Origin of the sequence: Kordiimonas sp. UBA4487 (assembly GCF_002389025.1) — a bacterium.
Taxonomy (GTDB): domain Bacteria; phylum Pseudomonadota; class Alphaproteobacteria; order Sphingomonadales; family Kordiimonadaceae; genus Kordiimonas; species Kordiimonas lacus.
Window position 1 is genome coordinate 206,511 of sequence record NZ_DGNR01000015.1, and the last position, 14,650, is coordinate 221,160.

13 protein-coding genes are annotated in these 14,650 nt (G+C 59.3%); 9 read left to right on the plus strand and 4 right to left on the minus strand.

Annotated features, from left to right (window positions below; genetic code table 11):
- Positions 1–40 precede the first annotated feature (40 nt).
- Positions 41–1,645 (plus strand): Na/Pi cotransporter family protein, encoded by a 1,605-nt coding sequence (locus B3Z17_RS17425; protein ID WP_286830997.1) that lies wholly within the window; start codon positions 41–43, stop codon positions 1,643–1,645.
- On the opposite strand, the gene aroC is transcribed toward B3Z17_RS17425, so the two are convergent.
- From aroC to B3Z17_RS17445, 4 genes are all read right to left on the minus strand, one after another.
- Positions 1,642–2,715: a chorismate synthase gene (gene aroC / locus B3Z17_RS17430; protein WP_286830999.1), complete on the minus strand. Its 1,074-nt coding sequence runs from the start codon at positions 2,713–2,715 to the stop codon at positions 1,642–1,644. The genes B3Z17_RS17425 and aroC overlap by 4 nt on opposite strands.
- 8 nt (positions 2,716–2,723) lie before the next feature.
- A complete protein-coding gene (locus tag B3Z17_RS17435) occupies positions 2,724–3,554 on the minus strand; it encodes an enoyl-ACP reductase FabI (RefSeq protein WP_068306823.1) in 831 nt (276 codons plus the stop codon).
- Positions 3,555–3,643: 89 nt separating this feature from the next.
- The gene (locus B3Z17_RS17440) at positions 3,644–4,570 is read right to left on the minus strand and encodes a YihY/virulence factor BrkB family protein (protein ID WP_286831002.1); all 927 of its coding nucleotides are present in this window, start codon (positions 4,568–4,570) and stop codon (positions 3,644–3,646) included.
- Positions 4,571–4,573: 3 nt separating this feature from the next.
- The gene (locus B3Z17_RS17445) at positions 4,574–5,512 is read right to left on the minus strand and encodes a DnaJ C-terminal domain-containing protein (protein ID WP_286831004.1); all 939 of its coding nucleotides are present in this window, start codon (positions 5,510–5,512) and stop codon (positions 4,574–4,576) included.
- Between the two features lie 160 nt (positions 5,513–5,672).
- Here B3Z17_RS17445 and pdxH point away from each other — a divergent pair, with 160 nt between their 5' ends.
- From pdxH to B3Z17_RS17485, 8 genes are all read left to right on the plus strand, one after another.
- The gene (pdxH, locus tag B3Z17_RS17450; protein WP_414672781.1) at positions 5,673–6,284 is read left to right on the plus strand and encodes a pyridoxamine 5'-phosphate oxidase; all 612 of its coding nucleotides are present in this window, start codon (positions 5,673–5,675) and stop codon (positions 6,282–6,284) included.
- A 151-nt stretch (positions 6,285–6,435) separates the two neighbouring features.
- Complete coding sequence (locus tag B3Z17_RS17455; RefSeq protein ID WP_286831006.1) at positions 6,436–8,607, plus strand: methyl-accepting chemotaxis protein; 2,172 nt, start codon at positions 6,436–6,438, stop codon at positions 8,605–8,607.
- Positions 8,608–8,752: 145 nt separating this feature from the next.
- Positions 8,753–10,201, plus strand: a complete 1,449-nt coding sequence (locus B3Z17_RS17460) for a coniferyl aldehyde dehydrogenase (protein ID WP_286831008.1) — start codon at positions 8,753–8,755, stop codon at positions 10,199–10,201.
- A gap of 30 nt (positions 10,202–10,231) precedes the next feature.
- Complete coding sequence (locus tag B3Z17_RS17465) at positions 10,232–11,368, plus strand: iron-containing alcohol dehydrogenase (protein ID WP_286831009.1); 1,137 nt, start codon at positions 10,232–10,234, stop codon at positions 11,366–11,368.
- The gene (locus B3Z17_RS17470; RefSeq protein WP_286831010.1) at positions 11,365–11,808 is read left to right on the plus strand and encodes an acyl-CoA thioesterase; all 444 of its coding nucleotides are present in this window, start codon (positions 11,365–11,367) and stop codon (positions 11,806–11,808) included. The genes B3Z17_RS17465 and B3Z17_RS17470 overlap by 4 nt, the downstream gene beginning before the upstream one ends.
- 24 nt (positions 11,809–11,832) lie before the next feature.
- Complete coding sequence (locus tag B3Z17_RS17475) at positions 11,833–12,636, plus strand: SDR family oxidoreductase (protein ID WP_286831011.1); 804 nt, start codon at positions 11,833–11,835, stop codon at positions 12,634–12,636.
- Positions 12,637–12,654: 18 nt separating this feature from the next.
- Positions 12,655–13,422, plus strand: a complete 768-nt coding sequence (locus tag B3Z17_RS17480; protein WP_286831012.1) for a glucose 1-dehydrogenase — start codon at positions 12,655–12,657, stop codon at positions 13,420–13,422.
- Between the two features lie 11 nt (positions 13,423–13,433).
- Entirely contained in the window at positions 13,434–14,507 is a 1,074-nt protein-coding gene (locus tag B3Z17_RS17485) for a phosphotransferase family protein (protein WP_286831014.1), read from the plus strand.
- The last annotated feature ends 143 nt before the right edge of the window (positions 14,508–14,650 follow it).

The following is a 14,650-nucleotide window of genomic DNA, read 5'->3' on the forward strand; positions in this document are numbered from 1 at the left end:
TGTCAGAGACACTTGGGGCCTGACACGGCAACAAGGCAGCATGATGCAGCATATTCTTACCGCCCTTGGGGGCATTGGCCTGTTTCTGTTCGGCATGACGGTGCTGACAGAGGGCTTGCGCGCGCTGGCCGGCGGGGCCTTGCGGGCGATCCTCGCGCGCTATACCACCAATCCGGTCTCAGGCGCTGTCACCGGTGCCCTGACAACGGCCGTGATCCAGTCCTCCAGTGCCACCACGGTGACAGCCGTTGGCTTTGTGGGGGCAGGGCTGATCACCTTCTCGCAGGCCCTGGGGGTCATCTTTGGTGCCAACATCGGCACCACTATCACCGGCTGGCTGGTGGCGCTAATCGGCTTCAAGCTTGAGCTTGGCCTGATGGTGATGCCGCTTTTGCTTGTTGGTGTGCTGATGCGCCTGTTTGGCAAGCCAAAGTTTCGCCACGCGGGCACGGCGCTTGCGGGTTTCAGCCTGCTGTTTATCGGCATTGAAACGCTGCAGCACGGCATGGCAGCCTTTGAAGGCATTGTCACGCCCGACAGCTTCCCGGCGGATACCCTTCTGGGCCGCCTGCAGCTTGTGCTGATCGGTGTGGGGATCACGCTTGTGACCCAGTCATCAAGCGCCGGTGTGGCGACGGCCCTTGTGGCGCTGTCGGCCGGGGCGATTTCCTTCCCGCAGGCGGCGGCCATGGTGATTGGTATGGACGTGGGCACCACCTTCACAGCCGCCCTCGCGACCGTGGGCGGTTCAACCGCCATGCGCCAAACCGGCTTCGCCCACGTGATCTATAACGTCATGACGGGTGTCATGGCCTTCTTCCTGGTAGGGATTTACACCAGCTTTATGGACGCCTGGGTGGCGGGCGGCGCGACGGGCAATGCCCAGATGGCCGTCGTGGGCTTCCACACCATGTTCAATATCCTGGGCGTGATCCTGATACTGCCCTTCACCGGTGCCTTCGCCCGCTTTATCACCCGCCTGGTGCCTGAACAGGTGCCAGCGCTGGAACGCGGGCTGGACAGGCATCTCCTGCAGGAACCCGGCGTGGCCATGGCCACAGCGCTTGAGGTTGCCCGCAGGCTGGGGCAGGAAGCTTTTGCCATCCTTCATAGTCAGTTGCGGCCGGAAACGCGGCAGGCGAGCCAGACGGCAAGACTGGAAGCGCTTCTGCGCGCCACGGAAAACACCCAGCTCTATGTGGAGGAGATCTCATCGAGCGCGCTTGACCCCATGTCGGCGGACCAACAGGTGGCGGCGCTGCATGCGCTTGACCATATCCGCCGCCTGCATCACCGCTGCACGCAGATCACCCGGGTGGGGGCCTTGTCTGCTGACAGGCGGCTGGCACGCTATACGGCCGTGCTGGCGCATGCTGTGGGGCGGTTTGGGCTTGATGGTGATATCTCGGCGGGCAGGGCGGCGTTTGAGCGCCTGCACGGCTTCATGCGCGTCCAACGCCACCGGTACCGCCAGTCAGAGGTGCATAGTTCCATCAAGGAGCATGGTCCGGACACTACGCTGATGGCGCGGCTGGATGCCATGCGCTGGCTGCAGCGCGTAGCCTACCACGTCTGGCGCATAAGCTATCATCTTGGGGAACGAGATCAGCAGGCGGAACCGTCAGCAATCAACCACGAAGATTAACCGCACTGGGCGCGGTGCAGCATCATATGGTCGGCCAGCACCACAGCCATCATGGCTTCGGCGATGGGTACGGCGCGGATGCCCACGCAGGGGTCGTGACGGCCTTTGGTGACCACATCAACGGCTTCGCCACGCGTGTTCACGCTTTTGCGCGGCGTCAGGATGCTGCTGGTGGGCTTCACGGCGAAACGGGCCACGATGGGCTGGCCGGTTGAAATGCCGCCCAAAATGCCGCCCGCGTTGTTAGACATGAATTGCGGCCCACCGTTCGCGCCGGGGACCATTTCGTCGGCATTCTCTTCGCCCGTCAGGCAGGCTGCTTCCATACCGGCGCCAATTTCCACGCCCTTGGCGGCGTTGATGCTCATCAGCGCGGTCGCGAGATCCGCATCGAGCTTGCCGTATACGGGCGCGCCCCAACCAGCGGGCACGCCTTCGGCCACCACTTCGATCACGGCACCAATGCTGCTGCCGGCCTTGCGGATAGCGTCCAGCTCGGTTGCCCACTCTTCGGCGGTTTTCGCGTCCGCACAGAAGAAGGGATTGCGGTCTACCTCAGCCCAGTCGAACCGGCTGCGGTCAATCTTGTGGGCACCCATCTGCACCATGGAGGCACGGATGGTGATACCGTCCCCCAGCACCTTGCGGGCGATGGCGCCTGCAGCCACGCGGGCCGCGGTTTCGCGCGCGCTGGAGCGCCCGCCGCCGCGATAGTCACGGATGCCGTATTTTTCCATATAGGTGAAATCGGCGTGGCCGGGGCGGTAGCGTTCCGCGATGTCGCCATAGTCCTTTGAGCGCTGGTCGGTGTTTTCGATCATCAGCTGCACAGGCGTGCCGGTGGTTTTGCCTTCAAACACGCCCGACAGGATTTTCACAGCGTCGGGTTCCCGGCGCTGTGTGGTGTATTTGCTCTGGCCAGGCTTGCGTTTGTCCAGAAACACCTGGATTTCCTCTTCCGTGATCTCCAACAGTGGCGGCACGCCATCGACGGTGGCGCCCAGCGCCGGTCCGTGGCTTTCGCCCCAGGTGGTGAAACGGAAAAGTCTGCCAAAGGTGTTATAGGACATATGAAAGCCTAGTCTTTGTCTTGTTCGTCGAGAATCTTGATGAAAGCCTTCATCGCGTCATCGTCTGTCGGCATGCAGGTGGTGGAGAAACCACTGTCCACATGGTGGGTTTCGCCGGTCACGCCGGAAGACAGGTCAGACAGGAGGTAAAGGCCGGCACCGGCCACATCATCAAGTGTGATGTTACGGCGCAGCGGTGCGTTTTTCTCGTTATACTTCAGAAGCATACGGAAATCGCCAACACCGGAAGCCGCGAGCGTCTTCATCGGGCCGGCGGAGATGGTGTTCACCCGGATGCCTTTTTCGCCCAGGTCACGGGCCATATAGCGGGTGCTGGCCTCAAGCGCGGCTTTCGCCACGCCCATCACATTATAGTGGGGCACAACCTTTTCCGAGCCATAGTAGCTGAGCGTGACCATGCTGCCGCCGTTGGTCATCATCTTCTCAAGGCGCTGGCCCACGGCGACGAAGCTGTAGGCTGAGATGTTCATGGTCATCAGGAAGTTGTCGAGCGTGGTGTCGATATAGCGGCCGCGCAGCTCGTTCTTGTCGGAATAGCCAACGGCGTGCACGAAGAAGTCGATGCTGTCCCATTTTTCCGCCAGCTTTGCAGCCATGGCGTCGATCGACGCGGCGTCGGAGACATCACACTGTACCAGGAAATCGGACCCAATGGATTCCGCCAGTGGCCGCACGCGTTTTTCCAGGGCTTCACCCTGATAGGAAAAGGCAACCTCGGCGCCTTGCTCCGCGCAGGCCTTGGCAATGCCCCAGGCCATCGAGCGGTCGTTTGCGACGCCCATGATAAGCCCGCGTTTTCCTTCCATCAATTTGGTCATATTCGCCCCCTTTTTATATCTGTTAGGCCGAGAATTCGGCGCATCCTACACGAAGCGCCCCGCCCGTCAATTGTTTTGGCGGAAACTGATTATGCGTCGGTTTCTGCCGGTTTGTCATCGCCATTATTGGCCGCGTCCTTTGCCGTCCGCTTGCTGGCGCGTGCCTCTGCCTTTGCCCTGTCTGCCTCGTCGAACGTATAGGCTGCGTTCAGTTCCGCGCCCAGCACAAAACCGAGGCTGACAAGGAAGCAGAAAAGCTGCATCACCACCACGCCCGCGAGGCTGCCGTAGGTGACGTCATAGTTGCCTGCATATTTGAGGTACACCGACATGCCCTTGGCTGTTGCGATCAACACGGCGACGCTGAGCAGCGTGCCGGGCAGGCGCACCACGTTCTTCACCTTCCTGGGAGTCAGCGACAGGTAGACCATATAAAGCCCCAGCGTCAGCACAGCCGGGCTGACCAGAAGGCTGAGGTATTTCCAGGTGGTGTTGACCCCGTCCATCATGGCGTCCGGGAACAGGCTGGTGATGGCCTTGAGGACCGCCGGGCCCAGCACCATGATCGACATGGCAATCACGATGGCAATGGCGCCAAAAACCACCACGCCCAGGCTTTCAAGCCGCCGGATCCAGATGGCGCGCGCGTGTTCCTTGCCAAACGCCTTGATCAACACTTCCCGCGCTGCTTCCACGCCGTTTCCGGCGGTCCAGATGGCCAGCAGGATCGAACCGGTCAGGATTTCGGCGCCGGTGTTGCTGACAATACCCTTGATCGGGCCGGCGACAACGCTTGAGACTTCGGGCGGCAGGATCGAAAGCATATACTGGATCGCTTCGTGCCCGCGCTCGGATTGCCCCATGAAGCCGGACACAGCGACAAGGAAGATGATGAAAGGAAACAGCGACAGCATCGAGAGGAAGGCCATGTTACCGGCCGCCGCCATGCCCTGATTGCCGAAAAACAGGACGAGGGCACGTTTCCAGGCCCGCTTATGCCGCTCCAGCTCTACCATGTATCAGTATAGCCCCGCTTTCTTGCGGAGGTCAGCACCGTTGCCGCCGGACCATTGTTTCATCAGCTTTTCAAGCTCTGCGTCGCGGTCGGTCGGCAGCATCAGCTTCAGGTTGACATACATATTGCCCACCTCATCACCGCGCTTGACACCCTTACCCTTCAGCCGCAGGCGCTTGCCGCTGGAGCTGTTTTTGGGAATGCGTACTGTCAGGCGGCCTTTGGGGGTCGGCACTTCGATATCACCGCCCAGCACCGCTTCATCAAGTGAGATTGGCAGCTCAAGGTGGATATCCAAATCCTTGCGGGTGAAATAGGGGTGGGGCGCCACGCGAATTTCCACGAGCGCATCGCCCTTGGGGCCCTTGCCGAAGGCCGGGCCGCCTTGCCCGGAAAGCCGGATCACCTGGCCGTCCTTGATGCCGGGTGGGATCTTGATATCCACGTTGCGGTTGTCGTTGAGCGTCAGGCGCCGGGTGCTGCCGTTGATCGACTCGTCAAAACCGATGGTGATCTTGTAGCTGAGGTCCAGACCCCGCTTCCGGCCTGACTGTTCAAACGGGTTGTCCCCGCGCGATGGGCCGCTGCGCCGGCTTGAGGAGCGGAAAAATTCGGTGAAGATATCCTGGGCTTCGTCAAGATCGAAATCGTCGAACCCTGCAGATGCCCGCCGCCTGCCGCCGCCGCCAAACCCAAAGGGGTTCGAATAGGCGCGCTTCTCATTGCCGGTCTCGTCAATCTCGCCGCGGTCATAGCGTTTGCGCTGTTTCTCATTACCCAGAATGGAATAGGCCGCTGACACTTCCTTGAACCGGTCAACAATCTTGGGATTATCCTTGTTGGCGTCTGGATGGTATTTTTTAGCCAAAGTACGATAGGCCTTCTTGACGTCATCCTGGCTGGCGTCGCGGTTTAGGCCCAAAATATCATAAAGGTCGCTCATAGGATTGTATCAAACCCAAAAAACAGATACTGAATCACGTGTCTTGCTATCATATAAGGGGCAGGGCACGGCGTGCAATATTCTTGCATTTATAGATGCTTAGATTTGATATAGCAGACTGTGCAGCCGACGTGCGGAAAAAGATTTTTTTTGACAAGGAATAAGACCGGTGTCCGACAAGCGTGCTTCTTTTGAAACCCCGTTCGAGCAAGTCAACGCCTGGCTTGCCGAAGCCACGGAAAGCGAGCCCAATGACCCGACGGCCATGGCGCTGGCAACAGCAACGCCAGACGGCTTCCCGAGCGTGCGGATGGTGCTTCTGAAGGGCTGCGATGCAGACGGCCTTGTTTTCTATACCAACCTTGAAAGCCGCAAGGGCAGGGAACTGGCAGAAAACCCAAATGCCGCGCTTCTGTTCCACTGGAAAACGCTGCGACGTCAGATTCGGGTCGAGGGTGCTGTCGAGCCGGTAACAGACGCCGAAGCCGATGCCTATTTCGCCTCGCGCCCGCGCGCCAGCCGCATCGGCGCCTGGGCGTCACAACAGTCGCGCGAAATGGAAGGCCGGTTTGAGTTTGAGGGCGCCATCGCGAAATATACCGCCAAGTTTGGCGCCGGCGATGTGCCGCGGCCTGACTATTGGTCCGGCTTTCGGCTGAAGCCGCGCTATTTCGAATTCTGGCGCGACCGCAAGTTCCGCCTGCATGAGCGCATTACCTACCGGTTGGATGAAGCCGCTCAGGACTGGCAGCTGGCGGAGCTTTACCCCTAATATTTCCGTTGTGTGACACCTTATATTGCCCTTGGGGCAGAAGTGTCACTGAAGTGAAATATATCTGTCACAATAGGGATTTACCTTTTCCTCGCACAACAACACTGTGGGCCAGCACGCGTGGCAGGCACCGCATAGCGAGGGTCACTCCATGCGTCTTTCCGTTCGTCTTCGGATTCTCATCGGCTTTGCAGCCGTCATCGTTACGCTTGCGGCGGCGAACCGCATTTCCTCATCCGGTTTGCGCGGGCTCGATACCGCCTCTCAGGCGATTGCCGACAAGACTGACATTGTCAGGCACGTCAATGATTATGCGGCCGATATCGCGGCACAAACCAGCGCGCTCAGGACTTACGCATTCTCAGGCCGGGAGGAAGACAGGCAGCGCCTGACCGAGGCCCAGGCCCGGGCGGAAGAAACCCGCACCGAGGTGGCCGACATCCTGACCCAAACAGGCGAAGCCGAGACGGCAAAAGCCCTTGAGGCCGCGTCCCATGATTTTGATGCTGTTTTCACGGCAGTTGAAAACCGTCTGGGGAACGAAGAGGACGCCCTTCAGGTTGTTGCTGTTGGCATTGGCAAACTGGAAGTGTCAGCCGCCAAGCTGGCCGATTTCCTGAAGTCCAGGGGCGGTGAGGCAGCTGCACTTGCAAGCCAATTAGGGCCGCTTGTGGCACGCTATAACCAGGCCAGCATTGCCTATGTGGCATCGGGCCGTACCGCAGACTTTTCCGAGGCCATTGCCGCAGGTGAAGAACTGGACGGTTTGATCAGGACAGCACAGGTGGCGCTGAAGGGCATACCGCGGCGCGACATGCGGGTGCTGATCTATGCCCGCCGCGACAGCGACGTGATCCGCCAAAGCCTGCGCGCCAAGAATGCGGCAGCCACGTCCTTGCAGGATGCCATGACCCAGCTTGAAGGGGCGGCAACGGCCATTGCAGACATTACGGGCAAGGCAAAACTGGCTGCCCGTGATGAGCAAGGGCTTGCGCTGACCGATATGATCGCAGCCGTGAACAGGGCTGTGGTCCAGAGCCTGATTGGATTGATCGTTGGCGCCGTGATCGCAGCCATTATGGCCTGGTATATCGGTTTTTCGGTCGCGCGCCCGCTTGGCCGTATTACTGACGCGATCAGTAGGCTGGCGGCTGGCGACAAAATGGTTGAAATCCCGGGTCGGGACCGCGGCGATGAACTCGGCCGCATGGCCGAAGCCGCAGGCATCTTCAAAGACAAAACGTTCGAGCTGGAGCGCCTGGCCGAAGCCAAACGCGAGGGCGAGCGCCGGGAAGCTGAAGCCCGGCGCCTTCAGGAAATCGAAGACGCCCGCCGCCTTGAAGAACACAAGCAGGCCGAAGAGCGCGCGCGGCTCGAGCGGCAGGAGGCGCGCCAGCAGCAACGCCTGCAGATGGCCGATGCGTTTGAAGTGGGTGTGATGCGCATCGTGGAAACGGTGGCGAGCGCATCCCGGAACATGGCGGGGGCGGCCAATAAGCTTGTCGGCAACACCGAACGCACTGCGTCGGAAGTCAGCGCGACCCAGCATGCAACGGACGAGGCATCGCGCAACGTTCAGGCCGTGGCAGGGGCGACCGAGGAACTCTCTGTCTCGTTCCGGTCCGTGAGCGATGAGCTTGACCATAGCGCGAAGGTGGCCCTGAGCGCCGTTGATGAAGCCAGCCGCACCACGGAAACCGTGGCGGGCCTGTCGGAGGCCGCACACCAGATTGGCACTGTGGTCAAAATGATCCGCGATATCGCCGATCAGACCAACCTTCTGGCGCTTAATGCGACCATTGAGGCCGCGCGCGCCGGTGACGCAGGCCGAGGTTTTGCTGTGGTGGCGTCCGAGGTAAAGAACCTGGCAGCACAATCAAGCAAGGCAACCGAAGATATCGCGGCCTATGTGGAAAAGATCCAGCTGGTGTCAAACGACGCGTCGGGAGCGATTGAGCGGATCGGCGACATTATTGGCCAGATGAATGATGTGACGCAGTCTGTGGTGGCGGCAGTACAGCAGCAGGCCGCAGCCACCGGCGAGATTGCCCAGAATGTGCAGCAGGTTTCGGCTGGGACAGAACAAGTCCGGGCCAGTGTGTCGATTGTGGACGCGGCCGCCTTTGAGACCCGCACCATGTCCAGCGACCTGCAGACAAGTGCGGAAAGCCTGATGTCTGAATCGGATAGCCTGAAGCGCGAGGTGGATCGGTTCCTGGCTGAAGTGCGCGACACAAAAGAAGAAGAGGCCGTAGCGTCTTCCGACAACGCCGATGAAAAGAGCCACAAGGGCGCAGAGATACATCTGTTGCGGTCAGCCTGATTACTTTAATCATGAAACTATGGAAAAGCCCGCATCTGTGCGGGCTTTTTTCGTTTTGGCCTTTGAAGTCCGGCGCTGCCGAACTACACTTTAATGGAACACATTGCCTTTGGGGAAAGGCAGCTTTTCAAAGGGGGAAAAGACCATGGACGGCATGACGCTCAACGAGACGCCAGCGGAAGACATCGCAGCCAAGCTTCAGGCCCAGCGCCACAGCTATCTGGCTGAAGGCTTGGTAAGCGCGGATGTGCGCAAGGACAGGCTGAGGCGCGCGCTTAAATGCCTGATGGATCATAAGGATGACTTTATCCGCCTGATTTCGGAAGATTTCGGTAACCGGTCCGCCGAGACCACCTTGTTCGCTGATGTAGCGGCAAGCTCTGGCGCCCTCAAGGATGCCATCAAGCATGTGGACAAGTGGATGAAACCCTCTAAGCGTAAGCTGCAGTTCCCGCTGGGGCTGTTGGGTGCCAAGGCGCAGGTGGTGCCGCAGCCGAAAGGTGTTGTGGGGCTGATTACGCCCTGGAACTTCCCGCTGACCATGGTTTTCGTGCCGCTTGCACAGATGCTGGCGGCGGGTAACCGGGTGATCATCAAGCCAAGTGAGCACACACCGCGCACTTCCAACTTCTTCAAAGAAGTGTTCGCTCAAAACTTCGATGAAACCGAAGTGGCGGTTGTGACAGGGGCGGTGCAAACCAGCCAGGCCTTCGCCAGCCAGCCATGGGACCACCTGATGTTCACGGGCGCGCCGGTGGTGGGCAAGCTGATCATGCGGGCGGCAAGCGAGAACCTCACGCCCGTGACGCTGGAGCTGGGTGGCAAAAGCCCTGTCGTGGTGGGCAAAAGTGCGGACCTGGATATGGTTGCCGAGCGTGTCGCCACCTTCAAGCATATGAACGCCGGACAAATCTGCCTGGCGCCCGACTATATCAATATTGATGCCGACCGGCGCGACGCCTTTGTCGACACATATACCAAAACAGTTTCGCGCATGTATCCAACCATGCTGGCAAATGATCAATATACCTCGATCATCAGCCCGCGGCACCGGGAGCGGCTCGAAGGCTATATCGAGGACGCCAAGGCCAAGGGCGCGGATGTACGCATCATCAACCCCGCGGATGAGGACTTTACAGGCCAGAACCAGGCCAACAAGCTGCCGTCAGCCCTGATCCTGGACCCGACCGACGACATGAAGGTGATGCAGGAAGAAATCTTTGGCCCGATCCTGCCAGTGCGTACCTATGAAAAGACGTCTGAGGTGATCGACTATGTCAACGCGCGGGAACGCCCGCTGGCGCTGTATTATTTTGGTGAGGACAAGGCCGAGGAAGCCGAAGTGCTGACGCGCACGACATCCGGCGGCGTGACAGTCAACGATGTGCTGTGGCACGGGGCCCATGAAAACCTGCCGTTCGGCGGTGTGGGTAACAGCGGCATGGGTCATTATCACGGCTATGACGGTTTTCTGGAGTTCAGCCACCAGAAATCGGTGCTGAGGCACCCGAAACTGTCGATCGGCAATCTCCTTGGGATCGTCCCACCATACACGGACAAGCTTCGCAAGAATGTGGAGCGTCAGATCAAGTAACAGGTTAACCAGCAGTTAGGAGTGGCGGACATGATCGCCTATAATTTCAACAGCGTCTCATCGATTTTGGTTGAGGACGGTGCGGCCCACAATTTGGGCGCAACCCTCAAGGCCCGGTTTGGGTGCCAGAAACCCATGGTCATCACGGACATGGGGTTGGTGCGCCTTGGCATGGTCGGGTCAGTTATGCAGGCGCTGGAAGAAGCGGAATTGCATCCGTCGCTCTATGACGGTGTGGAGGCCGACCCGTCTGAGAAAGTGGTGCTGGAAGCCGTGAAGGCGGCCAAGGCGCACGGCTCTGACCTGATTGTCGGTTTTGGTGGCGGCAGTTCGATGGACGTGGCCAAGCTGGTGGCGATCCTGTGCACAGGCAAACAGGCGCTTGGCGATATCTATGGCCTTGACCAGGTGTCTGGCGGGCGTCTGCCGCTGGTGCAGGTGCCGACAACGGCGGGCACGGGGTCTGAAGTGACGCAGATTGCCATTGTCACGACGGGCGAAAGCACCAAGATGGGCGTGTCCGACAAGACGCTACTGGCGGACCTGGCCATCCTTGATGCGACGCTGACGAAAGGTTTGCCACCCCATATCACGGCGGCGACGGGTATTGACGCCATGGTGCATGCCATTGAGGCCTACACCTCCAAGATCAAGAAGAACCCCATTTCAGACGGCCTCGCACGCCAGGCGCTTCTGATGCTGGGCGCCAATATTGAGGTCGCCTGCAAGGAAGGCGACAATATGGAAGCCCGCCGGGGCATGCTGGTGGGAGCAACGCTGGCAGGGCAGGCCTTTGCCAACGCACCGGTCGCGGGCGTGCATGCGCTGGCCTATCCGCTGGGCGGGCATTTCCATATCCCGCATGGGCTTTCGAACGCGTTGGTGTTGCCGCATGTGCTTCGGTTCAACGAACCGGTAGCGGGCGGCCTGTATGCCGAACTGGCCGAGCTTGTGGGGGCTGGGAACAGTGCCGCCGCGCTGATCGACTGGCTCGAACGTATCGCGGATGATGTGGGTATTGAAAAGCGCCTCAGAGATGTGGGCGTGAAGGAAGGGGCGTTACCGATGCTGGCGGATGATGCCATGCTTCAGGAACGCCTGTTGGTCAACAACCCGCGTGAGATTACCCGGGGTGACGCCCTCGCGATTTATGAGGCGGCCTGGTGAGCGAGAAAGTAGCCCTGCGCAGCGTGACCGCATACCCGCATGTGTCTGATATCCAGACCCGCTGGATGGACAATGACGTCTATGGCCATGTCAACAATGTGGTCTATTACAGCTTCTTTGATACCGCCGTGAACCGCTTCCTGATCGAGGGCGGCGTGCTGGATATCCACGAAGGCGGGGTGATAGGCCTTGTGGTGGAAACCAACTGCCGCTATCTCAAACCGCTTGAGTTCCCACATCCCGTGCGCGCCGGCATTGCGGTCTCTCACATTGGCACCTCCAGCGTGCGCTACGAGATCGGTCTGTTTGCCGGAGACGCGCAGGAACCTGCCGCGCAGGGACATTTTGTCCATGTTTATGTGGACAGAAAGACGCGTCGCCCCACTTCATTACCAAAGGACTTCAGGGCCTTGTTGGAGACCATCCATCTCGGCCCCTGAATATTGCCAGGAGGGGAGTTTGTAATGGATGTGAAAGACAAGGTTATTGTGGTGACAGGCGGTGCCAGCGGTATCGGTGAGGCGCTCGCGAAGCTGTTTGCCGCCGAGGGCGCGAAAGCTGTTGCCGTGGCGGATATGGACGCAGCGGGCGCAGAGCGGGTGGCCGGTGAGATCGGCCCGAACGCCAAGGCCTACAGGCTGGATGTGACCGATGAAGCGGCCGTGAAGGCAATGGTTGAGGATGTCGAAGCCTCATCTGGCCCTGTCGACCTCTACTGCTCGAACGCAGGCATTATCTTCTCCGACGCGCCAGACTGGACGGTGATCAGCCGTTCGAACGCCGAATGGCAGAAAATCTGGGAAGTCAATGTGTTCGCCCACATCTTGGCGTGCCGGGCAGTGTTGCCGGGCATGGTTGAGCGCGGCTCAGGCGGTTTCCTGATCACCGCAAGCGCGGCCGGGCTCCTGAGCCAGATTGGCGACAGCAGCTATTCCACCACCAAGCACGCAGCGGTGGGCTTTGCCGAAAGCCTGGCCATCAGCCATGGCGACGACGGCATCTATGTCGGTTGCCTGTGCCCACAGGCCGTGACCAGCAAGATGACAGCCGGTGCAGAGAAAAGTTCTGCCGCCGCAGACGGCATCATGCCCGCCGAGGAACTGGCGAGCCGCACACTTGCCATGATGCGGGAAGGGCGCTTCATGATCCGCCCGCATGAGCAGGTGGAAGGCTATTTCAAACACAAGGCCAATGACTATGACCGCTGGGTGGGGGGCATGCGCAAATTCCGTCGCCACCAGCTGGAAACCACCGGTCGTCCGATCTGATTTCAGGGAGTATTCTCAATGGATTATACCAAACTAATGGATTTCACCGACAAGGTGGTTTTTGTCTCCGGTTCCTCGCGCGGTATTGGTGAAGCCATCGTGCGCGCTTTTGCCGCCAATGGGGCGAAGGTCATCGTCTCCTCCCGTGACCAGGACGCCTGTGAGGGCGTTGCTGAAAGCATCCGGGCGGATGGTGGTGACGCCAAGGCCAAGGCAGCGCACGCCGGCAAGATGGAAGATGTGACGGCGGTGTTTGAATGGATCAAGGCGGAATATGGCCGCCTGGACGTGCTGGTGAACTGCGGTGGCACCAACCCCTTTTATGGCCTGATTGGCGAAACGCCGGAAGCCGCGTTCGATAAAACCATCGACGTGAACCTGAAAGGCCCTTTCTATCTGTCCGCTGAAGCGGTGAAGATGATGAAAGAGCAGGGCGGCGGCGCCATTGTCAATGTGGCGTCCATCAACGGTATCTCGCCGGGGCACTTGCAGGGCATCTATTCAATGACCAAGTCGGCCATGATCAATATGACCAAGGCCTACGCCCGCGAATATGGCCATGACGGCATTCGTGTGAATGCCATCTGCCCGGGGCTGGTGGATACCAAGATGACGGCCGTGTTCACGTCGAATGAAGATATGCTGTCCCAATACACCAGCCAGTTCCCGATCCCGCGCGCGGGCAAGCCGGAGGATATGGTGGGCGGCGTTCTGTATCTGGCGTCTGATGCGGCGGCTTTCACCACCGGCACCACGCTGGTGATGGACGGCGGTTGGACGGCGTAAGGGAGGCAGACATGACAGAATCGCTCAATAAAACGGTCAATGTGCGTGAAGGCGAGGAGCTGGACAGCCATCTGATCGACAATATCATCAAAGAGCATATTGGCGGGCTTGAAGGCACGCCGACGATCCGCCAGTTCGCCAGCGGCCATTCGAACCTGACCTATTCGATCCAGTACCCGAACAAAAGTCTGGTTCTCAGGCGCCCGCCACATGGCACGCGTCCCAAATCAGGTCACAGCATGATCCGCGAGTATAGCGTGATGAATGCCCTGAAACCGGTCTTCCCGGCGGTGCCAGAAACCTACTTCCATGTGCCGGACGAAGGCAGCCCCTTGGGCGCTGAATTTTACGTGATGGAACAGGTGGACGGCCGCAAGCTGGACCGCACGATCCCCGCAAGCTGGGGTTTTGGCGAAGAAGAAGGCCGCAAACTGTGCCTGTCTTTCTTCAACAAACTGATCGAACTGCATCAGGTTGACTATAAGGCGGCGGGACTTGGTGACTTCGGCAAGCCTGAAGGCTATGTGGAACGCCAGGTGACAGGCTGGAACCGCCGCTATGAGCGCGTGATCACCGATGACGTCGAAGATTTTGCCGATGTGCGCAAGTGGCTGGAAGACCATATGCCGCCGGGTGAGGTTGGCCACGCGGTGCTGCACGGCGACTATAGGCTCGATAATGTGATCCTGTGCGAAGACAACCCGTTCGAGATCAAGGCGATCCTGGACTGGGAAATCAGCGCGCTGGGCGACCCATTGATGGACCTTGGTAACACGCTGGCCTACTGGTCGCAGCCCGGTGACCCGGACGAGATGATTGCCATGTGCATGCAGCCTTGCATGGCGCCCGGTATGCTGACCCGCGAGGAAATCTGTGAGCTCTATGCCGAAAAGACCGGCTATGACCTGGCCAAGTTCGACTACTATCTGGTGTACGGCGTGTTCCGCCTGGCGGTGATTTTGCAGCAAATCTATTATCGCTATTACCATGGCCAGACCAAGAACAAGGCGTTTGCAGGGTTTGGTGGGCGAACCAACCAGATCGGCAACTATGCTCGCTTACTGATTGAAAAATCTGGCATTTAGCGAAAAATCTATGGTATAGGGTGAAGCCTTCGGTGCAGTGCGTCGGAGGCTTTATTCTTTCAGGCAAATATTCTCAGGCTTTCGTACTCAGCTACAATTGTGGCGAGTTGTTTAACATTGGTTCACTTTCTGTCGTTATTCTG

Bases quoted from the DNA above. Each gene is read 5' to 3' on its own strand.
- B3Z17_RS17425 (WP_286830997.1), top strand. From the start codon at position 41: ATGATGCAGCATATTCTTACCGCCCTTGGGGGCATTGGCCTGTTTCTG.
- aroC (WP_286830999.1), bottom strand. From the start codon at position 2,715: ATGTCCTATAACACCTTTGGCAGACTTTTCCGTTTCACCACCTGGGGC.
- B3Z17_RS17435 (WP_068306823.1), bottom strand. From the start codon at position 3,554: ATGACCAAATTGATGGAAGGAAAACGCGGGCTTATCATGGGCGTCGCA.
- B3Z17_RS17440 (WP_286831002.1), bottom strand. From the start codon at position 4,570: ATGGTAGAGCTGGAGCGGCATAAGCGGGCCTGGAAACGTGCCCTCGTC.
- B3Z17_RS17445 (WP_286831004.1), bottom strand. From the start codon at position 5,512: ATGAGCGACCTTTATGATATTTTGGGCCTAAACCGCGACGCCAGCCAG.
- B3Z17_RS17455 (WP_286831006.1), top strand. From the start codon at position 6,436: ATGCGTCTTTCCGTTCGTCTTCGGATTCTCATCGGCTTTGCAGCCGTC.
- B3Z17_RS17460 (WP_286831008.1), top strand. From the start codon at position 8,753: ATGGACGGCATGACGCTCAACGAGACGCCAGCGGAAGACATCGCAGCC.
- B3Z17_RS17465 (WP_286831009.1), top strand. From the start codon at position 10,232: ATGATCGCCTATAATTTCAACAGCGTCTCATCGATTTTGGTTGAGGAC.
- B3Z17_RS17475 (WP_286831011.1), top strand. From the start codon at position 11,833: ATGGATGTGAAAGACAAGGTTATTGTGGTGACAGGCGGTGCCAGCGGT.
- B3Z17_RS17480 (WP_286831012.1), top strand. From the start codon at position 12,655: ATGGATTATACCAAACTAATGGATTTCACCGACAAGGTGGTTTTTGTC.
- B3Z17_RS17485 (WP_286831014.1), top strand. From the start codon at position 13,434: ATGACAGAATCGCTCAATAAAACGGTCAATGTGCGTGAAGGCGAGGAG.